Raw genomic sequence first — 20,685 nt, 5'->3', positions numbered from 1 at the left:
ATCATAAAAATAAAAACCTGATTATCAATTGTTTATAAATAAAAAAATTAACATTCCATCAAGATAAAATGCTTTTTAATTAACAACAATTAACACTTTAAAAGTCTTATCGCATAATTTCTATAAATATTTTTGGGCATCGGATGAATTGAAATGCATACCTGTTCTCAATAATAAGACGATATTTAGAATAAAGAAGAAACGCGAGAATTCTAAAAACACTAACGTATGATGAAGAATTTTATAACCCAGACACTACTTCTGCTTTGCAGTGCATATTCCTCATTGGCTTATGCCCAATGCTCTGTAAACGGACCTATTTACGCTACTAACAATAGCCAAAGGCTTCAGACCGTAAACCCCACCACCTCCTTTGTTACCGATACAGGCCAGATGATGGTGCAGGGTGCTGGTTTCTATACCAGCCCCTATAACGGTGTTACCTGGACGGGAGCGGCTAACGATATCCCAAGATCATTAGCATTTAGTGCTGCTACCAGTACACTTTGGTATAGCACCAATCAAGGTGGTCCCCGGTACATCTACTCTATGAAGGTTAATAATGATGGCACTTACACGCCAAATCGTGAGTGGGCGCTATTTAAAAATACGGATGGTACTAATGTTAGCTTTGGTGCCTGTCAGAGTGCAGCAGTAAACCCAATAGACGGCAGCGTTTGGTTTTATGTTACCGGACCAGCTGCCCCTTCCGTAGAGGGATTCTATCGTTTGGATCCTAATAACCTTGCTGCGGGTGCGAAACCGGTAATCACCGGACTTTCACCATTGGTACAAGGCGAGAGTGACTTTGTGTTTGATGCTCTGGGCAATATTATTGTTATTAAAAGCGTCAACCCTAATTCTAACACCTTAATTATGTACCCAGCCCAATACGACGCCAACGGGGTTTATCTCGGAGTGGGCACTACTGGTACCGTATTGGCCAATATTAATGCAGCAGGAGGAGCATCAGCCAGCAGCTCCCTTGTTTTCCTGCCTGATGGCAATTTAATGATTGGCGGAGGAGGCTATACTTCTCCTATACGCGGTGCTAGCAGTATTTACAATGTGAGCACGGGAGCTGTAACCAATTTGGGCGCAAACTTCGCACAGGCTCAACAGTCCAATACACTAGACATGGCATCCTGCTTCAGTGGAATTGCACCTAACCTGGTAGTGAAAAAAGCAGGTACCCGTAACTGTAATACCAATACCATTAGCTATACCATCACTGTACAAAATACTACTGCATCTATGGTTTCAGGTGCCATCCTAAAAGATGCCACCCCAGCCGGACTTACACTAACCAGCGGTACAAGAAACGGAACCGCCCTCACCACTGCACAGCTTACCTCACTGAGTACTACAGGATTGCCCATCCGTACCGCCCCTTCAAATACAGATTCTATCATGGACGGACAGAGTACCTGCACAATAGTGCTCAACTACACCTATCCCGCCGCGAGTATCGGACTTAGTTTTTCCAACCAGGCCTTTGTAAAATATAATGGAGTGGAAACACTTAATCTGCCTAACGATCAGATTCCTTCGGATAATCCTGCTACAACAACTGCAAACGATGCCACAGTACTCAATTCTTGTCTTGCCTGTTACAATCCTGCCAACACTTCAAGTGCCGGTACTGACACCAAATTTGGAATAACCCTATTACAAAGAGCCGGAACAGATAGTGGTAGCTGGCCTATGATCAGAAAATCTGCATATGCCGTTCTGGAATCCAATTCCAAAGGTTTTGTCATTACCAGAGTATCCACAGCTGAACTTGCGGGAATTACGAATCCTGTAGAGGGCATGATGGTTTACGATACCACAGCCAAATGTTTAAAAATTTATTCCGGAAACTCGTGGAGCTGTTTCTCAACAGCGTCATGCCCATAATTCATTGACGAGAGCTATAAAATTAAGAAAAACGGAACAGCAGACTGAATGCTGCCATAAAAAAACAAAAGGATAATGAAAAAAATAATCATAGCAAGCGTTTTAATGCTTTCAACACATCTGTTTTCACAGGTCATTATCGGTGATGCTACAGGCACAGCCACTAACAAGACCTCTGTTTTGCTGGAGTTTCCCAATACCGGTAATAAGGGACTTATACTTCCTTATGTAAAAACTCTTCCGGCATCTCCCACAGAAGGAACCATCCTGCTGGATGCTTCCGATCCTGCCAATGCACGGGTAAAATATTACAATGGAAGCTGGGTTGATCTCAGCGGTCAAAACGGTGATATTTCTGCTGCTTTAACGGCTCAACCTACAGTTACGGATAATGATCCTTCAAAAAAAACTATTATTGGGGCTAGCTCATCTGCCGCAGACGGTGTGCTGGTACTGGAATCTGTTACAAAAGCAATGGTACTTCCTATTGTAACGGATGTTAATAATATTCCCAGTCCGTCTCCGGGAATGATGGTGTATGTAAATGGGGCCACCAATAAACGCCTGGCAGTATATAATGGGAGTATGTGGTCTTTTTGGGCTCCTAATTAAAGCGAAACGGAAAGTCTGAAAAAATACCCTGGAGTTCTTAAGAGATTCAGGGTATTTCCATTTTATTGATCATTCTGAATTCGATGACTCTTCGGAATGCCAGCGTCCCAATTTGCCAATCCAGGTGAAAAATCCTGATTCACGTTTCCAATTTACGTGCGTAAAACATGTGGAAGAGCTATTTTTCAGATTTTCAAAAACGTAAAGAAAAAGGTAAATCAAAGCGGATTATCATCGGGAAAATCCGGATATGGAAAAAGTAAATCAGTTTCCGGAGGTTTTATATCACTTCCCGAAGAGCATTTGTATAATTTTCATTCAAAAACTAAAGGATAATGAAACAACAGGCTGAAAAATAAGATTTGAAAAACTTTCTTTCTCTCCATCAAAGAATATATAGAACACCTGCCGGAAATTTCAAAAACCTGTTATAAAGTATTTGTTATTTGGAGTATTTTTATGGTAACACTTATGACAGAAAAACTTCTTCAATACCTTTGGAACTATAAAATTTTCCGGCATTTTAACTTCAGAGACACTGAGGGTAATACTGTTGAGATCATCCATTTTGGAAAATGGAATACCAATGCAGGCCCGGATTTTCTCGATGCACAGATTAAGACAAAAGGACTTCTGATTGCCGGCAATATAGAGCTGCACGTAAGAACATCAGACTGGGTCTTTCACAATCATTCCACAGATCCCAATTACCGGAATATTATTCTTCATGTGGTATTTCTGAATGATACAGAAATTGATGACCTCAGCCACCGCAATATTCCTACTCTGGAATTGAAAGGCCATATTGATGAAAAGATTCTGTGGAAATATGAAAAGCTGGTAAGCGGCAAGACTTTTATTCCCTGTGAAAATATCTTCAACCCCGCTAAAATTCCGATTGTGTTCCATGAGGGAAATATTCTGAAAAAACTGGATGAAAAATCCCTGGAGCTGCAAAGAAGTCTGAATCTTCATAAAAATAATTTTGAAGCGGTACTTTTTCACAGTCTTGCCTACTCTTTCGGGTTAATGGTAAATGCTCATATCTTCAGACAGATTGCTGAAAGCATTGATTTTACTATTATCAATAAAATCCGACAGAATGAACTACAGCTTGAATCTCTTTTTTTCGGAATGGCAGGATGGCTTGATAAGCCTTTGGACGGGCAAATGATGATCTGGAAGCGGGAATTTGAATTCATAAGCAAAAAATTCAATATTACCAACCTTAAATTTCATCCGAAGTTTTTACGGCTGCGTCCATCTAATTTTCCAACCATCCGCCTCTCTCAGCTTGCTGATCTTTATTGTCAGCATCAGAATTTATTTTCAAAACTTATCAAAGCAAAAAATGCAGAAGAACTGTACCATGTATTTTCATCCATCAAAGCATCGGATTACTGGGATTGTCATTTTAACTTTGGAACGATCTCGAAGGTTCAGCCTAAAACTTTGAGCAGGGATTTTATTGAACTGGTTATCCTGAATACTGTTCTTCCTTTAAAATATACCTATCTCCAACATCATAAAGAAGAAATTGCTGATGAAGTTCTTGATGTTTACAGAAATATAAGCGCTGAAAAAAACACGATAATCTCCGGGTGGAAAAAAATAGGGTTAAACTGTAAAAATGCTTTGGAAAGTCAGAGTCTGATTTATCACTACAAACATTCGTGTACCGAAAAAAATTGCTTAAATTGCAGTATTGGATTTAAACTTTTAAAAGAATCTGCAAATGTTTGATAATATCCGCCATAAGATGGAAAGAGAATGGTTCGGTGTTCTTACGAGAACCGGAGCTAAACTGGGAATTCCTGTATCCAAGCTAAGAATATTTTTTATTTATTCTACTTTTGCCACTGCCGGCTTTTTCTTTCTGATCTATCTTGGATTGGCTTTCACTCTTTGGATCAAAGATATTTTTATTACCAGAAGACCGAGTGTTTTTGATTTATAATTATGGAATTTTTACCAATTACTACCGCTGAAGATTATAGAGTTCAGGAGATATATTCTTCTTATACCTCAACCTTTCCTGAAAATGAAAGAAGAGACTGGAACCAGTTTACGGCGCTTTTTTCCCATCCTCATGTAAAAGTAATAGCTGTACTTCATGAATCACAGGCGATAGGCTATCTGATCATCTGGGAGCTGAGTTCTTATGTTTTTGTGGAACATTTTGAAGTTTTTGAAGCCTTCAGAAGCCAAAAGCTGGGTTCACACATTACAGGATACCTGTTTAAGACTTACCCCAGAATTGTTTTAGAAATAGAACCGGATCATTTGGGAGAAGATGCTAAAAGACGCTATGCTTTTTATCAGAAAAACGGCTTTACCCTGATTGATGAAATGTATGTACAGCCCAGTTACGGGGAAGGCAAAAAACCACTAGATCTGTGGCTGCTCGCCAACTATACTCCCGAGCACCTGAAAGAAATCAAAGAGGAAATTTATGATGTAGTCTATCACTGAAAATATAAAAACGCCGGAGAATATTTCCGGCGTTTTGCTTTATGTTCTTTATCCCTTTGAGGATTAGAGAATTTCGTTTTAATTCACCTGATATTCCAGTTTGATGGTAATACTGGCTTCTTTTTCTTTGGAAGAGGTGTTAAAGGTTCCGCCATAAGAATAGTCTTCATTGGAATTAGGAGCCGTAATCTGAATGACTCCCATGGTTGCTTTTTTAAGATTTCCAAGGCTGCTTCCTGAGTTTTCGGCAATTTTTTCGGCTCTTTCTCTGGCATCTTTTGTAGCGCTTGCAATCATTTCCTGCTTTACCGTAGCCAGCTTAGTGTAAAAATAAGAAGGGGCGGATGAAGTGAATTCAATCCCGCGGTTGATGATCTCGGTAATGTTTCTGGAAAGGTTTTCAATCTTTGCCACATCTTTGCTTTCAATAGAGACTTTCTGTGTAAGATTATAGCCTGAAAATTCACCCTGCACATAGTTTCCGTTGGAATCGTTATAGCTTCTGAACTGTTTCTGAATGTCTACAGAAGAAAAGACAATCTCATTTTCTTTCACTCCTTTTGAGGTCAGATAATCATGAATCACCTTCCGGTCCAGCGCCAGTTCATCATAAGCCGATTTTAAATCCATGTTATTTTTAGAAAAGCTTCCGGACCATGTAATAAGATCGGATACGAACTGCTTCGTTCCAAGTCCCGTCACAGCAATTGTATTTTCGGATTTATTCCTGTTTTTAACAGCGTTGCCCAGAAAGGCAAGTCCGATAATAAACCCTAATGCCGCTATTGCTACCGCGATATTATTTTTGTTCATAAAATATTGATTTGATGTATTTTTAAAGAGTATTTACATCAATTTCCATTCCTTTTTTTAGAGTCTTTAACATTACCCCTGCTTTTTACGCTGCTTCAGACGTTCAACAAAAACAGGAATCAGATCTTCCATTTTCAGTAATGCACCGGATATATTTCGGGATCTTACATAGCTGCGAACCAAAGGCTGTTCAGCAAATGAAAATTCTATAAATTCAGAGAGTTTATCTGCAGGAATTCCTGCATCTGTAAAATAATTTTTATCTACTCTATCTGTTACCCAGGTAATATCCGTCTGAAGATCATCATATCTGTACTTTCTTTTCTGCCTCCTTGCCTTACCGCTGATCAGATCAAAAGCTCCCTGTACATCCAAAGATCCTAAAAGGATTGGCAGTAAAACTTTCTTAACTTCAGCCGGTCTTTCCCTCATTTTGCCTACGGGCTGAGGCAGACCTACCGCCTGTCGGACTTTTTCACCTTTATCTTCCCTGGCAGCCAATCTGGAATCTACGGCAAGATCTCCTGTTGGTTTTTTCACCACTTTTACTTCTCCAACATCTTTTGGTATCGGAATAAGAGTAATCTGGAGCTGTGAATTAATACCATCAACAAGCACTCTTTTAGATCCTCTATTGAAACCTTCTTTTACAAACCTCAGTTCATCATTGGGAAAAGCTTCAATAGCGAAAATGCCTTCTGCATCAGAATATATTTTCCGGTCGGTAGACATATTAATGACCATCACCGAACTTATACTTTCGCCATCGTTATCTGTGATACGGCCTGTAACGGTCTGCTGGGAAAAGAAAGTATTGAACAGGAAAATAAAGAAAAGAAAAATTTTCTTTCCTTTAAAAAATTCAATATTCCTGTATCTGTAATCCAATTCTTTTTATTTCAAATGTAATAAACTCACAACAGTTATTGGCTATCCAGTTTGTTCAATTTGCTGTATTCGGCAAAAGCTATCTGCAGCTCCATTACAATAACATCCTTTTTAAAATCTTTCCTGTATTTCTTTGCCATGGTTCGTGTCCCATTGGCGTAAATAAGAAACCGGTCGATCTGCTCATCTTCCATTCCGTATTTTCTAAGGAACCCCAGATCGATGTCTGTTTTAATTCTTCTGATAAAATCCTGTGTTTCCGTAAAATTGGCTTTGGTGATTTTAGGTTTCCTTGATTTTTTAATAAAGTTGGCAGCTACTTTAAGAACACCGAACACATTTACATATCCGGCTTTAAAATCGTGCCCTTTAAAGTTGCTGGAAATAGAATTATCCGGCAGCGGTTCATTCAAAGGGCTTCTCATGTATTCGCCTAATCCTGATTTCAAAGCAGCAACCCTTCCTGATTCACTGAGGTATTTGCTGTCTTTCTCCAGGTTTCCTGTAGGTGTATAAGTTATTTTTACTTCAGGGATTTCTATTTCCATCCTTTTAAGGCTTATATACAAAGGAGTATTGAAATCTTCTTTTGAAACCTTTTTATCAAAGCGGTAATATCCTTCTTTTACAAATCTGATCTCGTCGGCTTCTGAGGCATCAATGGTAAAATCTCCCGATGTACTGCTTAATACACTTTTCTGATTAGAGATATTGATCACCAGGACCGGATTGATATTGGCATTGCTGTTATCTGTAACTTTCCCCGTCACTTTTTGCTGTGAAAAAACCACGGCAGATAGGAGGACCAGAGTACCGCTGAGACAGTATTTACTATACATTTTCATAGGGTTATTTTTTCGTCTGTGGGGCTCTGTAAGAAGAAATTCTCATCATTACAAACCGTTTAAAACGATTCAGGTCACCATCACTGCAGAATCCGTATTTCAGAATTGTTTTTCTTTCGAAGCCTCCTGCTATAACATAGCTGATAAAATGGTCTACCTGGGCTGGTTCAATCTTAAGATCCGCAAAATATTGTTCACCGAGGGCTGTTTTCAGGTAGCTCTCCAAATCAATATCATCCCATTTGTTTTTCACTTTTCCAATGGAGAACCCAGCACCTTTAGGCTGTACAAATTCCCCCGGTTTTGCGGCAAGTATTCTCGGATCTGATTTCTGGGCAATATAACGGTCCATATCTTTGATCAGCTTTTCTACTTTTTGGGGCCTGTTAAGATTTTTGGAATCAATCTTCAGATCACCGGTGATGCCCTTCTTTACTTCCACTTCAGCAATCTGTATCGTTTCTCTTTCCAGAATTATATTGATGGAGGCTTCGATATTTTCTTTGGTTACTTTCTGTACAAGCCGCACATATCCGGGCTTTACGAAGCGTAATTCATCTCCTGCCCTTCCGGAAATCATGAAATGTCCGTCCTTATTGGTAAGCACTCTTTCGTCCGTTCTTATGTTGATAACCGTTACATCAGGCATTTCAGAAGCATCTTCAGAAGATACTTTACCAAAAATATAATTCTGGGCATAGGAACAGACGGAAAAGAAAGTGAATAAAATAAAGAATAGTTTAAGTTTCACGGGCAGTTTTTTATGCAACAAATCTAAAATTATTTTTAACGCAAACCACAAGTTTAACCACAGTTAACGTGTTTTAGGATTTCTTTTTGAGTTTTGGCTTTAAAAGTGTTAAAGAGCGCTTTACAATTGTTAAAATTTCACTTAAATTTTAGTTAACTTGCAGTCTCAATTCTAAATTCAGCAATGCACAATTCTTATACGGTTATCAATGCTTCTGCCGGCTCGGGAAAAACATATGCCCTTGTCCAGAGGCTTCTGATGATCTGTCTCCGTTATCCTAATCAGCAGCAGTCGATCAGGAATATTCTGGCCCTCACGTTTACCAACAAGGCTGCCAATGAGATGAAAGAAAGAATCCTGTCATGGCTGGGAAACTTCACTGCGGATCAATTCGCGGATAATGCGGATCTTAAAAATATCCAGCAGGCATTTGAAGCGGAAGGTCTGAAAATTACCATTGATGAGCTTCATGTGCGTTCCAAACGATTACTGGATTATGTGCTTCATAATTATTCAACCCTGAACATCGGAACCATTGACCGTTTCAATTCCAGACTGGTAAGAAGCTTTTCCTATGAATTGGGTTTAGCAAAAAACTTTAATCTGGAAATTGAGGCAGAACCGTTTCTGATTGAGGCTGTGGATAAAATGCTTGATCAGATCGGGGAAAATGACGCCATCTCCAGCTCTTTCATGGATTATGTGGATTACAGCCTTGAAAACAACGAAAGGATCAACCTGAATAAAAACCTTTACGATTCTGCTAAGGAGTTTGTAAAGGACATCCACTATGAACATCTGAAAAGCAACAAAAATTTTGATGATACAAATTATGAGAACATCAAAAACACGCTTCGGAAAGAGATTGTTCAGAATAAAAAAAGATCGGCGGAGCTGGCTGAAGAATCTGTAAAGTTATTCCGCTCCAGAAATATAGAAATTGAAGACTTTGCGCAGGGTAAAAACGGAATCGGAGGATTTTTCACGAAAGTTATTGATTTTTACCAGCAGAAAAGACCCGGCTTTCCTTTCCCTACAACCCAGGAAGAATCAGTTCTCAATAATTACAGAAAAGGGGCTTCTTCTAAATCTAAGAATAAGGAGACTGAAATTTTTGAGATTCTCGATCAGCTTCTTGATCACAGGATGCAGCTGATTCTTTTATATATTGAAACTCAAAAGAAAGAAAAGATACTGTCTGCCCTGCTGCCTTTAAAGGTTAATAAGGATATTCAGGATGAGCTGAGAAAGATTGAAGAGGAGAATGATCTGGTGCTGTTATCAAAATTCAATATTCTGATCAACGAAAATCTCAGGAATGAACCGTCTGCTTTTATTTATGAGAAGGTAGGTTCCCAGTTCCAGCATTATTTCTTTGATGAATTTCAGGATACCTCGGAACTTCAATGGCAGAATTTTGTTCCGCTTCGTGATCACAGTGTTTCTACAGAATATACTTCTTTTACACTGGTGGGAGATCCCAAGCAGAGTATTTACAGGTTCCGTGGCGGAGAGAGTAAGCTGATGCTGGATATTATCAATAAAAAGGAATTTGCTCCTAAACAGGCTGATCTTCTGGTACTGAAAGATAACTGGAGGAGCGCTAAAAATATTGTTCACTTCAACAATGAGCTTTATCGGTATCATTCTGCAGGACTGGAAGAGGAGCATCAGAATATTTTCGGGACAGATGCTGAGCAAAACCCGAAGTCGAAGATTGACGGCCGTGTAAAGGTGAGCCTCATTGAGAACCTTACCAATGAAGATTTTTACAACGACACTTCTGAAAGAATGCGAAAAGATATTCAGGAATGTCTTGACAACGGATTTAAGTTTTCTGATATCACGATCTTATGCCGTGGGAATTTTGATATCTTCAGTTATTCGCAGAAACTGGGAAACCTGAAAGTAAATTATCGGGGTGAAGAAACAAATATCAAAACAATTTCCGATAAAGGCCTTACTCTGGAACTTTCAAACACCCTGAAAGCAGTTATTGAATTCCTGAGATGGGAGATTAATCCCAAAAACCGGACTAATCTGATCATGCTTATGTATTATCTGAATACTTTAGGCAGGGTTCATATGGCAGATTTCACTCTGGAAATGAAAGAAATCTTGGAGATTGAAAAACATGAGGAAATTCTACAGTTCATCCAGACAAAATATGCACTAAAGCTAAAGCAGGATCATTTCCCAAGGTTCAACCTGTATAATTTTGTGGAATATTATATCAATGAATTTTCTGTTGAAAATAAAGAAACCGATTTTCTCCTGAACTTTCTTGAAATGCTTTTTAATTTTACCCAAAATGCGGGAGCCAGTACCAAAGAATTTTTGAAATACTGGGATGAAGAAGCTTCTGCCTACACCATTCAGGCTTCAGAAAATATTGATGCCGTACAGATCATGACCATCCATAAATCTAAAGGGCTGGAATTCCCGATTGTATTTATTCCGATGATGAATAAAAACCGTGATGGTGAGTTTACCAACTGGTTTGACACTCAGAATGATGATGCTTTAAAATCGGTTAACATCAGTCAGTTCAGCAAAACACTGGAAGTTTATGATGAAGAAATTGAAAAATTCAACAAAAAAAATTCCTATAAAAACCTTATTGACAGACTTTGCCTTCAGTATGTAGCCACAACCCGCCCTGTTGAGCAGCTGTTCTTTTATTTACAGAAAGCGAATAAAACATCCAACAACCTTGAACTCCTGGAATTTTTTAATGGAAAAAATACAGAACAGGCGGATGAGTTTGATCTGTACGAAACTTCTCCTGAAAGTCTCAGGAAACATTCAAAAGACAAAACGTCCTCTTTTAAAACCAAGGATATCCAGCAGCTGAAAAATGGTAATGAAAAGAGCACATCTATCAAAATTGCAACGCCGTCTAAAAACTACCAGGTCCGGAATGAAAAAGTAAGAATCGGGCTTTTTGTACATGAGCTTCTTTCAAAAATCAATACGAAGAAAGATATCGCCAAGGTATTGGAACGTTATGTAATGGAAGGACAAATCACTCTGGAAGAGAAAAACGAAATTGAAGAAACCCTGCTGTATATTATTGAAAAGTATGCCGAATTCTTTGATGAAAGCTGGCAGGTGATTAATGAAAAGGATATCATGATCTCTGAAAATGGGGAAAGCCATCTGTTCAGGCCCGATCGTATTTTAAAAAATGATGAAGGGTATATTATTGTAGATTTCAAAACCGGAGAACCCACAGAAAAAGACCAGCTCCAGATTGAAGGATACCGGAATATTCTGGAAAAGCTGGGAAGAAAAGTTTTGAAAATACAGCTGATCTATCTTTAAATTTTTTATATTAGCCATCATCGTAGAAGTACGACATCAAATCGTAGAAGTACTACAAAATCTGAAAGTTATGCGAAAAAATTTTCAGAATAATGTAAAGTAATATACTTTTGTTGTACAATCACTGATACAAATATTATTAACCATTAAAAATTTATTATCATGGCAGCAAACTCAAGAGGAATTTTAAAATTCAATGGCGGGGAAGGTCAGAAATTATTAAAACTGAACTACAGCGTATCAAGGTCTACAGACGTTTCAGGACGCGTAGCCTCAGATCCCTCTAATGCACTTATTAAAATTACGGTAGAAGCAACTGAAAAATCTGACATTCTGGAAAGCTTACTAAACGGAAAATATAAGCCAACCACTGGAGAAATTACATTCAACAAATCCCACGAAGAAGGTACCCTGATTACTTTAAGCTGGGAAAATGGCTATGTTATCCAGCATCAGGTGGAATTTGATGCGGTGGATGAAAACAGTATGCTGATCAGCTTTATTGTAAGTGCAGAAACTATTGATTACGGTAACTCTAAGTATGACGGTCTTTGGCCATCTTAATTTTTACTTAGCCTCCTATATAAAGACCATCTTAATTAAAGGTGGTTTTTTTATTTTTAAAGCGTCAATAATTCTTCATCCTATTTTTAGTTATAATCCCGATAACATTCTTATTTCTAAAGGATAAACATGAAAACACTTACCATGAAAATATACCTTGCTTCCTTTCTTATCAGCCTTATCACACTGATTATTGCAGTTGTTGCAGTTTATGAAGCCGCCGATTATATCAATCCGCCCATAACAACAGATGGCCATCGGTATATGCCTACGGGAAATGTTTTTATTGCTTTGATATATAGCATTCCCGCAGCTATTCTCTCTTTCTTTATTTCTATAAGGATACAGAGGCCAAGTCGGGAAAGATAAAATATTGTTCTTCATTAAAACTTCATTTTTTTAACTTTTTAAAACAAAATTTAATAAAATTTTATGGATAGTTTTTTTTCAAGAGCTGTTTTTTGGCTTTGCTTTGCGGAACAAAAATAACCCATGAAAAAACAATGTTATCCGATAATCTTTACGCTGTTCGTTTTTCTAATATCTTTCAATACCCAGGCACAGAAAAAAAACCTGACAGAAGAAGAGAAAGCTTATCTTAAAAAATTTATTTATCCTTTAAAATCTGTTGAACCGGAATATCCTGAAGTTTCTGATCTGAAGATATTTGACAACCTCATTGGAACCTCCAAAATTGTTGCATTGGGAGAAGTTTCCCACGGCTCCAGCGAGATTTACAAGATGAAAGACCGGCTCGTAAGATATCTGATTCCCAATAATAATTTCAGTATTTTTTCTCTTGAGGCTTCTATGCCTGAATCCTACATGATGAACGAATTTACGATGAATGGAGAAGGTGATCCTAAAGTTTTTCTGGAAGGAATGAAGTTCTGGATCTGGCAGACTGAAGAAATGCTATCGATAGTAAACTGGATTAAAAAGTATAATGAGACAGGTTCTCGTCAAGTACAATTTACAGGATTTGATATGTTATATACCGGCGGGGCAATAGAAGAAATAAAGAAAATCTGCACTGTAAACAGTTTTCCGCAGGACGATATCACACAGCTGTCTGAAGTTATCAAAGCAATTGATGAACAGAGTAATGGAAAATCTAAAAAAACCAATATTACCTCCGACCAGAAAGAAACTCTGAATATCCTTCTTGAAAATCTCAAACTATTTTCCCGGAAAATAAAAGATGAGAAAGAAAAGAACTGGTTTCTTCAGAATCTTCGTATCATTGAACAGAATACAGATAAATCAGCCATGAAGAGGGATCTGTACATGGCCCAAAATATCGGGTGGATTCATTCTCAGAATCCGGATGCCAGAATGATTGTTTCTGCCCATAACGGGCATATCAGCAACTATAAAGCAAAGATGGGAGAATATTTAAAACGTGACCTAAAAAATGATTATACCACTTTCGGGTTTACATTTTACAGTGGAAATTATACAGCTTTTGACCAAAAGTCCAGAACAGTCGGCTCTTTTCCTGCCCAAACAGCCTATGAAGGTACAGCAGAATACCTGCTGAACTCACTAGATATACCGATTTTTGTACTTGATCTTAAAAGCCTCCGACAAGAAAACAGTGAGGCAGCCCGATGGATAACCAGGGATGAAATAAGATTCAGAAGAACAGGTTCCACAGTTGTTTCCGAAGAATTTCAGAAAACCAATATTTCTGCTGATTTTGATTATCTTATCTTCATTAAAGAGTCTGCCCATTCCAGACTATTAGAAAAATAAAACATCCCCGCTGTTCTCCGAACAGCGGGGATGTTTCTTTAGTATATTGGTATTAAGCTGTAGTATCAGGAGTAAAAACTCTCTGAGCCAGCTCCTGGTCAAAAAGATATAATGCAGAAGGGTTATCACATACCATCTTGATCTTCGTCACATACTGCGAAGCGCTTGCTTCTTCTTCCACCTGCTCATTAATAAACCACTGCATGAAAGATGTTGTTGCAAAATCTCCTTCATCATTAGCGTTCTTTACAATATTGAAAATGCTTTTTGTTACTTTTTTCTCATGTTCCAGTGCTTTTTCGAAAATATCTGTTGCATTCTCGAACTGATGTGGTGGTTTTGCAATTTCCCCGATAATGATTTCTCCACCAACATCATTCAGATAATCAAACATTTTATCTGCGTGCATCAATTCTTCTTTGCTTTGAACTCTGAAATAATTGGCAATTCCGTCAAGGTCCTGTCCTGAGAACCAGGCAGACATTGAAAGATAATATTGTGCGGCATATTGTTCGTGAGCGATCTGCTCGTTAATTAATTTTGCAATTTTTTCGCTGACCATAAGTATAAATTTATAGTCAAAAATAGGGAATAAAAGCCCGAAATCAAAAGTTTTAATGAAATTTAATGCGAAAAGGACGGGAAAAATCCCATCCTTCACACATTAAAAAATCAAAATTATGAACGTTTATTTTGCATCAGGAACAGCTGTGTTCATCGGTTTTTTCATCATTTTTCTATCCTTCATGGCTACCCTTCTCTCTTCCATCCTTGCTTTTCTGTCAGCCTGCCATTTATCATATTGTTCAGGCGTCAGAATTTTTTTCATATCGGCATCCATTTGGGCTCTCCTAGCCTTCATTTCATCCATTTTAGCCATCCTTTCTGCTTTATTTTTTTCAAAATCGGCTTTCATTTCAGCTTTTCTCTGCTCGTGAAGCGCTTTGATCTGAGCTACCTGCGATTGGTTTAGATTAAGATCTTTCTGCATCTGCGCCATACGTTCCTGTTCCTTCTGCTGCATTTTCTGTTTCATTTCAGCAGCTCTTGCCTGTCTGTCCTGAGGAGTAGTCTGTTGTGCCATTGCTAAACCGCTCAATCCCATTATTGCTATCGCTAAAACTAATTTTTTCATCTTAAAAAATATTTAATTAATTATTCTACATCTTTTTGATTATAAGTTAAAACAGAAGTTAAATGATATTATTCATAAAAAATGTTAAATTATATTATAAAAACAATAATTAAAAACAAAAAAAAGGACAGATCCTGGAATCTGTCCTTCACACCACTTAAATATAATATATGAAAATTAATTATTCGCTAACCTGCTTCGGAAGCCTCCGGAGCTGTTGTTATTATTCTGCGGTCTCGGAGATGAGTTTTCAGATCTGAAACCATTATTATTTCCTCTGAATCCTCCGTTATTTTCTCTTCTAGGAGACTCTCTTTTTATATCACTGTTTCCTCTGAAACCTCCATTATTTCCAAATCCGCCTCTGGTTCCGTTATTGTTATCAGACTCTCTTCTGAATCCGCCATTACTTCTTGTCCCGTTATTATCATTTCGGAAACCATTGAAGTTATCAGATCTGTTTCTGTTATCTGTCTGATTACGGAAGCCTCCGCTATTACCTCCGTCTCTTACTCCCCCTCTGAATCCGTTGTTTGGTCTGTCACTTGATCTGAATGCATAGAAACTAGGGTTGTCCATTCTGCGGAATCTTGATCGGTCAACACGATAAATATTGATATTAACATTTCTGTATCTCGGCATTACCGCATATCTCGGAGCATAATAGGTTCTTCTGTAATTCTGAAAGTAAACAATCGGGCTTCTTCCATGGTAATAATTATTCTGAAATACAACAAATATTCTTGGACCTAAAATTCTTTCCAGGGCATAAAATCTGTCATAGTACCATCTGTCCGGATTATATCGGTAGAAATTATCCCACGCTGAAAAACTTGCGTACAGATTATTCAGTCTCAAAATCTGATCAATCTGCCAACGATTCAGTCCGTTTTGTCTGAAGAAAACATTCCAGTTGATATTTACAATACTATTCCGGTAGTCGTTATAATAATTCTGGTAATAATCACTTGGATAATAATCCTGAGGATAGTTATAGTAATAATCATCTGGGAAATAATTTCTGTCATCTTCATCAGTATAATAGCCATTCCCATTCTGATAATAATCATCGTCTCCCCATCCGTTATTTGGATATTGCTGGGCGGAAGACAAAGCTGCCAGTCCCAAAGCCAATCCCAAAAATATTTTTTTCATCTCAATAGTCGTTAATTGGTTAATATATAGCAGAATATCTCTATTCTACTTCTTTGATGTAAATAAAAAAAAGAAGTTAAATCCTAAGATAAAACTTCTTTCAATTTATTTTTAACCAACTGATAATCAATTGTTAATTTTACATTCTGCCACTATCATTTATCCAATGCTTTATCTTTTCATTGAAGTTGGTACTGTCTTTGAGCTCTTCCAGTTTCAGATGCATCCTGTAGCGCCAGTAATGTGGAAATACTGCAGGATCGTTAATCCTTTCATTATCTATATTTTTATTCGTCAGTTCCGGATCTGTTGCCAGAAACTCCTGAATCGGGAAAATAGCAAGCATAGCATCATTATAAAGATGCTGCTTCATGATAATTTCTGCCAGATATGCATCCATTTCCTCAGGCGCTTTTCCATACTGAATAAGCTGCTGATTAAAATATTTCTGTGTGAGCGCAGGGCTTTCCTTCCACCATTGCCGTAAAGTAGAGCTATCATGGGAAGAAGCTGTTACTACGTTCATATAACCTGCATTTTTAGGATTGTAAAAAGGAATATTTTCCGAAGGCATACGTTGTACTTTCAAAGCAATAATAGCCAGTTCATCCATGACAACAGGAACACAGGAAGGTACCATTCCCAGGTCTTCTCCACAGATCAGCATTTTGGTTGCATTTAAAATCACCGGAAGCTTTTCCATGGCTTTCTCATACCAGAGATGATCCTGTCTTCTGAAGAAATAGTCGTGATACAGGTCATAAATTGCTTTCTGATCCCATTCAGGCAGATATTTGTAAGATTCTGTGTTATAAACATTAAATCTCGGGTGATAAACCGTTTCTCCGTTTCTGTCTTCAGTAAGGAACAATACGTTGGCACACAGGGAAATCAGCTTCTCTTCTACTGAGCTTCCCGGGTTCTTTTTAAAGAAATCGGTTATTTTTCTCTGGGTATCAAATTCTTCCTTAAATGAATAGGTTCCGTCACTATTATGGTTAATATATTTTAATGCTTCAGGAGTATTTTCACCAAAATAATCCCACAGGATCCTGTCATTGATGTATGGCTTACAGTACCGGTCAAAATCAAATGAGATATTCCATGCTTTGAATTCTTCAGTAACAATAGGAACTGCCGGATAGAAATATCCTAAAATTCCCTGTACAGCGGAAACCGGCATTCTCCAGATTCTGAAAAAGCCTAATATATGGTCAATTCTCATTGCATCAAAGTACTGTTCCAATGCTTTGAAACGATTTTTCCACCATCTGTAATCATCGGCTTTCATAGCTTCCCAGTTGTACGTCGGAAATTCCCAGTTCTGTCCCAATTCTGTAAACTGATCCGGTGGTGCTCCTGCCTGAAAATCCATCCCGAACAATTCAGGCTCCGTCCATGCTTCTACAGAATACCGGTAAATACCAATTGGAAGGTCACCTTTTAAAGAAATCCCTAAACTATGAGCATAGTCAACAGCGTCTTTCAACTGCAAATGAAGCTGGTATTGTACCCATGCATGAAGCATTGAAGCATCGTAATCTTTGTTTTTGCTGGTAAAAAACGGAGCTATTTTCCCTGCAATGTATTTTTTATGGGTTTTCCACTCGTTGAAATTCGGAGTTTTATATTTATCCCGAAGTACGCAGAAGGCAGCATAAGGAACCAGCCAGTGATCGTTATCTTTTATAAATTTCTTAAAATTTCTGTCTTTATAAATCTTATCTTTCTCAGCATTGAAAACCGCTTTCAGATATTTCCATTTGCCTTCGATCATTTTCTCATAGTCAATGAGGTCAAGGGCATTCAGAGCCTCTTTTTCAGACTGATATTCTGAAACTAAAGATTCCGGTAAAGAAAAATCAAGATTTTCCAATGAAATATACTGCGGATGAAGTGCATAAACAGAAACAGCTGCGTAAGGATAAGAATCCGTCCAGGAATAATTAGCTGTAGTATCATTAATTGGCAGGATCTGGATAATTCCCAGACTGGTTTCCTTTGTCCAGTCCGCCAGCTCCTTAATATCAGAAAATTCACCTACTCCAAAACCGTTTTCGCTTCTCAGGGAAAATACAGGAACAGCTACTCCGGCATCATGATACATCTGATATCCTTTAAATCTGAAATAATGATTGGAAACTACCTGAAGAACATCCCCCAAAGGATTCGCCGGTGTAAATCTGTTCTCTCCTGTTTCTACATCAATTATTTTCCCTTCTCTGGTGTTATAAATACAGTATTTAAATTGAATAAATTCATTTTCAGGAATTTCAACAGAAGCTTCCCAAATTCCGAAATCAGTTTGTGAAAGATGAATTGCTTTGTCATAATTCCAGTTTCCGAGAGATGCTGTGCTTCCGAATAGTACAATTTTCCAGTCAGGATTATAGATAGGAGCCTCAATTCTGAAAAGATGGGTATGCTTTTTAAGAACAGTTACTTTCTCAGGAACAAAAGTATTAAGTTTATTATAAAGAATTTTGTTGTTCAGGTAATTTTCGGGAAAGTTTTTATTATTCCATTCATCAAAAATCACAAACTCTTTATAGTTGTGAGGGAAGTTAAGATGATGCTGTACAAATTCCTCTCTCAGAACATTTCCCTTCCCATCGGTAAGCCGGTATTTGTACGAAACAGTTCTTGAGAAATAATCTACTTCACATTTCCACAACCCGTTTTCAGCATAAAACATGCTATAGGATTGTACTGCGGTACTTTCCTCATCTACGGTTACCAGCTGAAGATTCTCTCCTGCTTTGGCGTTATATCCTACATTAAAGTATAGCTTCATCCTAGATTTTTTTATAAAAATACATTTTAATATCGAAAAATAAAACTTATTGAATATCAAATAATCATTAAAAACCCTTCTCAAAAACTAATTGAAAAGGGTCTTAATTTTCTGCAAAGTTAACGAGAATTCTGCGTATTATTTATGTGACTTATTCTGTCACAAGAATTTTTTTGTTTAACAATATTTTCCCGGATTCATTGGTTATATTAACCATATAGGCTCCACTAGCTATATTATTCAGATCAACCGCCTGATTCAGTGAACCGTCTTTTACAACAAGATCCTGTTTCATTACACTTTTACCCGAAAAATCAAATACAGTAAATCTAAGATTTCCTTTCACTGCTTTATCATTTATCCTAATATTGATAAGATGCTCATCCACTCTTGTCGGATAAACATCAATTCCTGCCAAGGCATTAGATGATGCAATCCTCTCGTTAGCAAAATATTTACTGGCCAGGTCATAAATGTGAAGTTTCTCTTCACCAGGAAGTGGTTTGGCCTGCAGGGATTTTAAATCTACTTCATATAATCCGGCCCCTTTAGCACTTGCAATGATAACTTTACCCTGGGCATTCACGGCAGAACCGTTTACAGAATAGTTTTCAGGAATACCTGTTATCTTACCGACAAATTTTGCCTTAAGTTCTTTGGTAACAATTTTAAAAACATTCCCGGAAGCTGAAAATACATAAAAATTATTGTCAGCATCCGCTATCATATCTCCACCAAAGCCTGTTTCCATTGCTGTAAATGAATTTTTACCGTTTGAGGAATCATCCTGAATAATTCCAAGATCACTTACTGTATATTGCCCGTTTTTTTTACTGATCTGAAGAAACTGTGTACCTGCATTGTTCATTGCATAGATATTTCCGTCATATCCCGCAGACATTCTTGTAATATGAGAATTTATATCACAGGAAGTCACTCGTACCGCTGTATTCTCTACCAAAGTAATCTCCTGGGTGTCAGGATTCAGAAAATAAATATTGGAAGAGAACATGGGCATATACACCAGATTATTATTGGATGCGTCGTAAGCTAAAGCCGCCATTGTAATCGCCTGTGAATGAGCATATGTATTTTTGTCCTCTGTTACCGGTCCTTTTCTCGATTGTGAAAATACTTTTGCGGGAGATTCATTAGTAAAAACTTTACTCCCGGAAGTTCCATTCGCAGCATCAATAGTTCGTAAATCACTGAAAATAATACTTGGAGTATCCTTTCCTGCAATGGCAAATATATCCTGCTGAGCCTGGGCATATACGCCTGATAACAACAAAAATAGAGGTAATAAATGTTTCTTCATACTTTGTAGAATTTAGATTCGTAATCATTTTAGTATGACTAAGTTACATAATTTATAAATTAAAATCATAAAAAATTCAATCCATTTTGACAATATTTTCAAAAAATCAACCCTAATGTTGATAGTATGATAATTAAAGTATATCTATTACCTTTTAGGCATCCTAATGAAAGTACATTTTCAGGAGTTTTTCCCGTTATCCTCTTTTCCTCCTCCTTCCATGGTGTATTTCCTTTTATGCTGCGGGGTAAGGCTGCTATGGGGGATAGGGAGGATCATTGGTGTATAAATCAAAAAAAAAGTCTCACACATTGCTGTATGAGACTTTCTAATAATATAAAAACTGGCGGCGGCCTACTC

Annotated in this window: 19 protein-coding genes; 10 read left to right on the top strand and 9 right to left on the bottom strand. The window is 37.6% G+C overall.

The features are described 5' to 3' along the window. The first annotated feature begins 228 nt into the window (after positions 1–228). The 5 genes from AOB46_RS17070 (at position 229) to AOB46_RS17045 (ending at position 4,983) form a co-directional block, all read left to right on the top strand. Positions 229–1,899, top strand: coding sequence for a hypothetical protein (locus AOB46_RS17070; RefSeq protein WP_117590585.1), 1,671 nt, complete (start codon positions 229–231; stop codon positions 1,897–1,899). Positions 1,900–1,974: 75 nt separating this feature from the next. After that, a complete protein-coding gene (locus AOB46_RS17065) occupies positions 1,975–2,511 on the top strand; it encodes a hypothetical protein (protein ID WP_062701593.1) in 537 nt (178 codons plus the stop codon). Positions 2,512–2,982: 471 nt separating this feature from the next. Then, positions 2,983–4,254, top strand: coding sequence for a DUF2851 family protein (locus AOB46_RS17055; RefSeq protein ID WP_062701776.1), 1,272 nt, complete (start codon positions 2,983–2,985; stop codon positions 4,252–4,254). Next, on the top strand, positions 4,247–4,468 hold the full coding sequence (locus AOB46_RS17050; protein ID WP_034725857.1) for a PspC family transcriptional regulator: 222 nt from the start codon (positions 4,247–4,249) through the stop codon (positions 4,466–4,468). The genes AOB46_RS17055 and AOB46_RS17050 overlap by 8 nt, the downstream gene beginning before the upstream one ends. A 2-nt stretch (positions 4,469–4,470) precedes the next feature. Further along, positions 4,471–4,983 carry a GNAT family N-acetyltransferase gene (locus AOB46_RS17045; RefSeq protein WP_062701589.1) on the top strand — a complete coding sequence of 171 codons (513 nt, stop codon included), beginning with the start codon at positions 4,471–4,473 and terminating at the stop codon, positions 4,981–4,983. A gap of 78 nt (positions 4,984–5,061) precedes the next feature. Here the strand turns inward: AOB46_RS17045 and AOB46_RS17040 are convergent, their stop codons facing one another. The 4 genes from AOB46_RS17040 to AOB46_RS17025 form a co-directional block, all read right to left on the bottom strand. Then, entirely contained in the window at positions 5,062–5,796 is a 735-nt protein-coding gene (locus AOB46_RS17040) for an SIMPL domain-containing protein (protein WP_062701587.1), read from the bottom strand. A gap of 72 nt (positions 5,797–5,868) precedes the next feature. Further along, a complete protein-coding gene (locus AOB46_RS17035; RefSeq protein WP_241489236.1) occupies positions 5,869–6,684 on the bottom strand; it encodes a carboxypeptidase-like regulatory domain-containing protein in 816 nt (271 codons plus the stop codon). 35 nt (positions 6,685–6,719) lie between these two features. Beyond that, positions 6,720–7,529: a hypothetical protein gene (locus AOB46_RS17030; RefSeq protein ID WP_241489235.1), complete on the bottom strand. Its 810-nt coding sequence runs from the start codon at positions 7,527–7,529 to the stop codon at positions 6,720–6,722. A gap of 4 nt (positions 7,530–7,533) precedes the next feature. Further along, the gene (locus tag AOB46_RS17025) at positions 7,534–8,280 is read right to left on the bottom strand and encodes a carboxypeptidase-like regulatory domain-containing protein (protein ID WP_062701769.1); all 747 of its coding nucleotides are present in this window, start codon (positions 8,278–8,280) and stop codon (positions 7,534–7,536) included. 168 nt (positions 8,281–8,448) lie between these two features. Here AOB46_RS17025 and AOB46_RS17020 point away from each other — a divergent pair, with 168 nt between their 5' ends. From AOB46_RS17020 to AOB46_RS17005, 4 genes are all read left to right on the top strand, one after another. Then, positions 8,449–11,604: a UvrD-helicase domain-containing protein gene (locus AOB46_RS17020; RefSeq protein WP_410470274.1), complete on the top strand. Its 3,156-nt coding sequence runs from the start codon at positions 8,449–8,451 to the stop codon at positions 11,602–11,604. A gap of 162 nt (positions 11,605–11,766) precedes the next feature. After that, positions 11,767–12,168 (top strand): type VI secretion system tube protein TssD, encoded by a 402-nt coding sequence (tssD, locus tag AOB46_RS17015; protein WP_082377205.1) that lies wholly within the window; start codon positions 11,767–11,769, stop codon positions 12,166–12,168. 129 nt (positions 12,169–12,297) lie between these two features. Beyond that, positions 12,298–12,537 (top strand): hypothetical protein, encoded by a 240-nt coding sequence (locus AOB46_RS17010; protein ID WP_062701581.1) that lies wholly within the window; start codon positions 12,298–12,300, stop codon positions 12,535–12,537. A 123-nt stretch (positions 12,538–12,660) separates the two neighbouring features. Next, a complete protein-coding gene (locus AOB46_RS17005) occupies positions 12,661–13,923 on the top strand; it encodes an erythromycin esterase family protein (RefSeq protein ID WP_062701579.1) in 1,263 nt (420 codons plus the stop codon). A gap of 52 nt (positions 13,924–13,975) precedes the next feature. Here the strand turns inward: AOB46_RS17005 and AOB46_RS17000 are convergent, their stop codons facing one another. From AOB46_RS17000 to AOB46_RS16980, 5 genes are all read right to left on the bottom strand, one after another. After that, complete coding sequence (locus tag AOB46_RS17000) at positions 13,976–14,485, bottom strand: ferritin (RefSeq protein ID WP_062701767.1); 510 nt, start codon at positions 14,483–14,485, stop codon at positions 13,976–13,978. Between the two features lie 126 nt (positions 14,486–14,611). Then, positions 14,612–15,058: a hypothetical protein gene (locus AOB46_RS16995; RefSeq protein WP_062701577.1), complete on the bottom strand. Its 447-nt coding sequence runs from the start codon at positions 15,056–15,058 to the stop codon at positions 14,612–14,614. A 177-nt stretch (positions 15,059–15,235) separates the two neighbouring features. Continuing rightward, complete coding sequence (locus AOB46_RS16990; protein ID WP_062701575.1) at positions 15,236–16,213, bottom strand: hypothetical protein; 978 nt, start codon at positions 16,211–16,213, stop codon at positions 15,236–15,238. A gap of 139 nt (positions 16,214–16,352) precedes the next feature. After that, entirely contained in the window at positions 16,353–19,007 is a 2,655-nt protein-coding gene (locus AOB46_RS16985; protein WP_062701573.1) for a 4-alpha-glucanotransferase, read from the bottom strand. A gap of 151 nt (positions 19,008–19,158) precedes the next feature. Next, positions 19,159–20,325, bottom strand: coding sequence for a T9SS type A sorting domain-containing protein (locus tag AOB46_RS16980; RefSeq protein ID WP_062701571.1), 1,167 nt, complete (start codon positions 20,323–20,325; stop codon positions 19,159–19,161). Between the two features lie 126 nt (positions 20,326–20,451). On the opposite strand from AOB46_RS16980, the gene AOB46_RS23720 reads away from it, so the two are divergent. Next, on the top strand, positions 20,452–20,685 hold a 234-nt coding region (locus AOB46_RS23720), incomplete at its 3' end, for a hypothetical protein (RefSeq protein WP_206542264.1).

Source organism: Chryseobacterium indologenes (genome assembly GCF_001295265.1).
In the GTDB taxonomy this organism is placed as follows: Bacteria; Bacteroidota; Bacteroidia; order Flavobacteriales; family Weeksellaceae; genus Chryseobacterium; species Chryseobacterium indologenes_A.
Note: the sequence above shows the minus strand (reverse complement) of the source record. Positions and strands in the feature narration are given on the sequence as shown.

Bases quoted from the DNA above. Each gene is read 5' to 3' on its own strand.
- AOB46_RS16990 (WP_062701575.1), bottom strand. From the start codon at position 16,213: ATGAAAAAAATATTTTTGGGATTGGCTTTGGGACTGGCAGCTTTGTCT.
- AOB46_RS17000 (WP_062701767.1), bottom strand. From the start codon at position 14,485: ATGGTCAGCGAAAAAATTGCAAAATTAATTAACGAGCAGATCGCTCAC.
- AOB46_RS17055 (WP_062701776.1), top strand. From the start codon at position 2,983: ATGACAGAAAAACTTCTTCAATACCTTTGGAACTATAAAATTTTCCGG.
- AOB46_RS17010 (WP_062701581.1), top strand. From the start codon at position 12,298: ATGAAAACACTTACCATGAAAATATACCTTGCTTCCTTTCTTATCAGC.
- AOB46_RS17040 (WP_062701587.1), bottom strand. From the start codon at position 5,796: ATGAACAAAAATAATATCGCGGTAGCAATAGCGGCATTAGGGTTTATT.
- tssD (WP_082377205.1), top strand. From the start codon at position 11,767: ATGGCAGCAAACTCAAGAGGAATTTTAAAATTCAATGGCGGGGAAGGT.
- AOB46_RS17065 (WP_062701593.1), top strand. From the start codon at position 1,975: ATGAAAAAAATAATCATAGCAAGCGTTTTAATGCTTTCAACACATCTG.
- AOB46_RS17050 (WP_034725857.1), top strand. From the start codon at position 4,247: ATGTTTGATAATATCCGCCATAAGATGGAAAGAGAATGGTTCGGTGTT.
- AOB46_RS16980 (WP_062701571.1), bottom strand. From the start codon at position 20,325: ATGAAGAAACATTTATTACCTCTATTTTTGTTGTTATCAGGCGTATAT.
- AOB46_RS17070 (WP_117590585.1), top strand. From the start codon at position 229: ATGATGAAGAATTTTATAACCCAGACACTACTTCTGCTTTGCAGTGCA.
- AOB46_RS17045 (WP_062701589.1), top strand. From the start codon at position 4,471: ATGGAATTTTTACCAATTACTACCGCTGAAGATTATAGAGTTCAGGAG.
- AOB46_RS16995 (WP_062701577.1), bottom strand. From the start codon at position 15,058: ATGAAAAAATTAGTTTTAGCGATAGCAATAATGGGATTGAGCGGTTTA.
- AOB46_RS17030 (WP_241489235.1), bottom strand. From the start codon at position 7,529: ATGAAAATGTATAGTAAATACTGTCTCAGCGGTACTCTGGTCCTCCTA.
- AOB46_RS17005 (WP_062701579.1), top strand. From the start codon at position 12,661: ATGAAAAAACAATGTTATCCGATAATCTTTACGCTGTTCGTTTTTCTA.
- AOB46_RS16985 (WP_062701573.1), bottom strand. From the start codon at position 19,007: ATGAAGCTATACTTTAATGTAGGATATAACGCCAAAGCAGGAGAGAAT.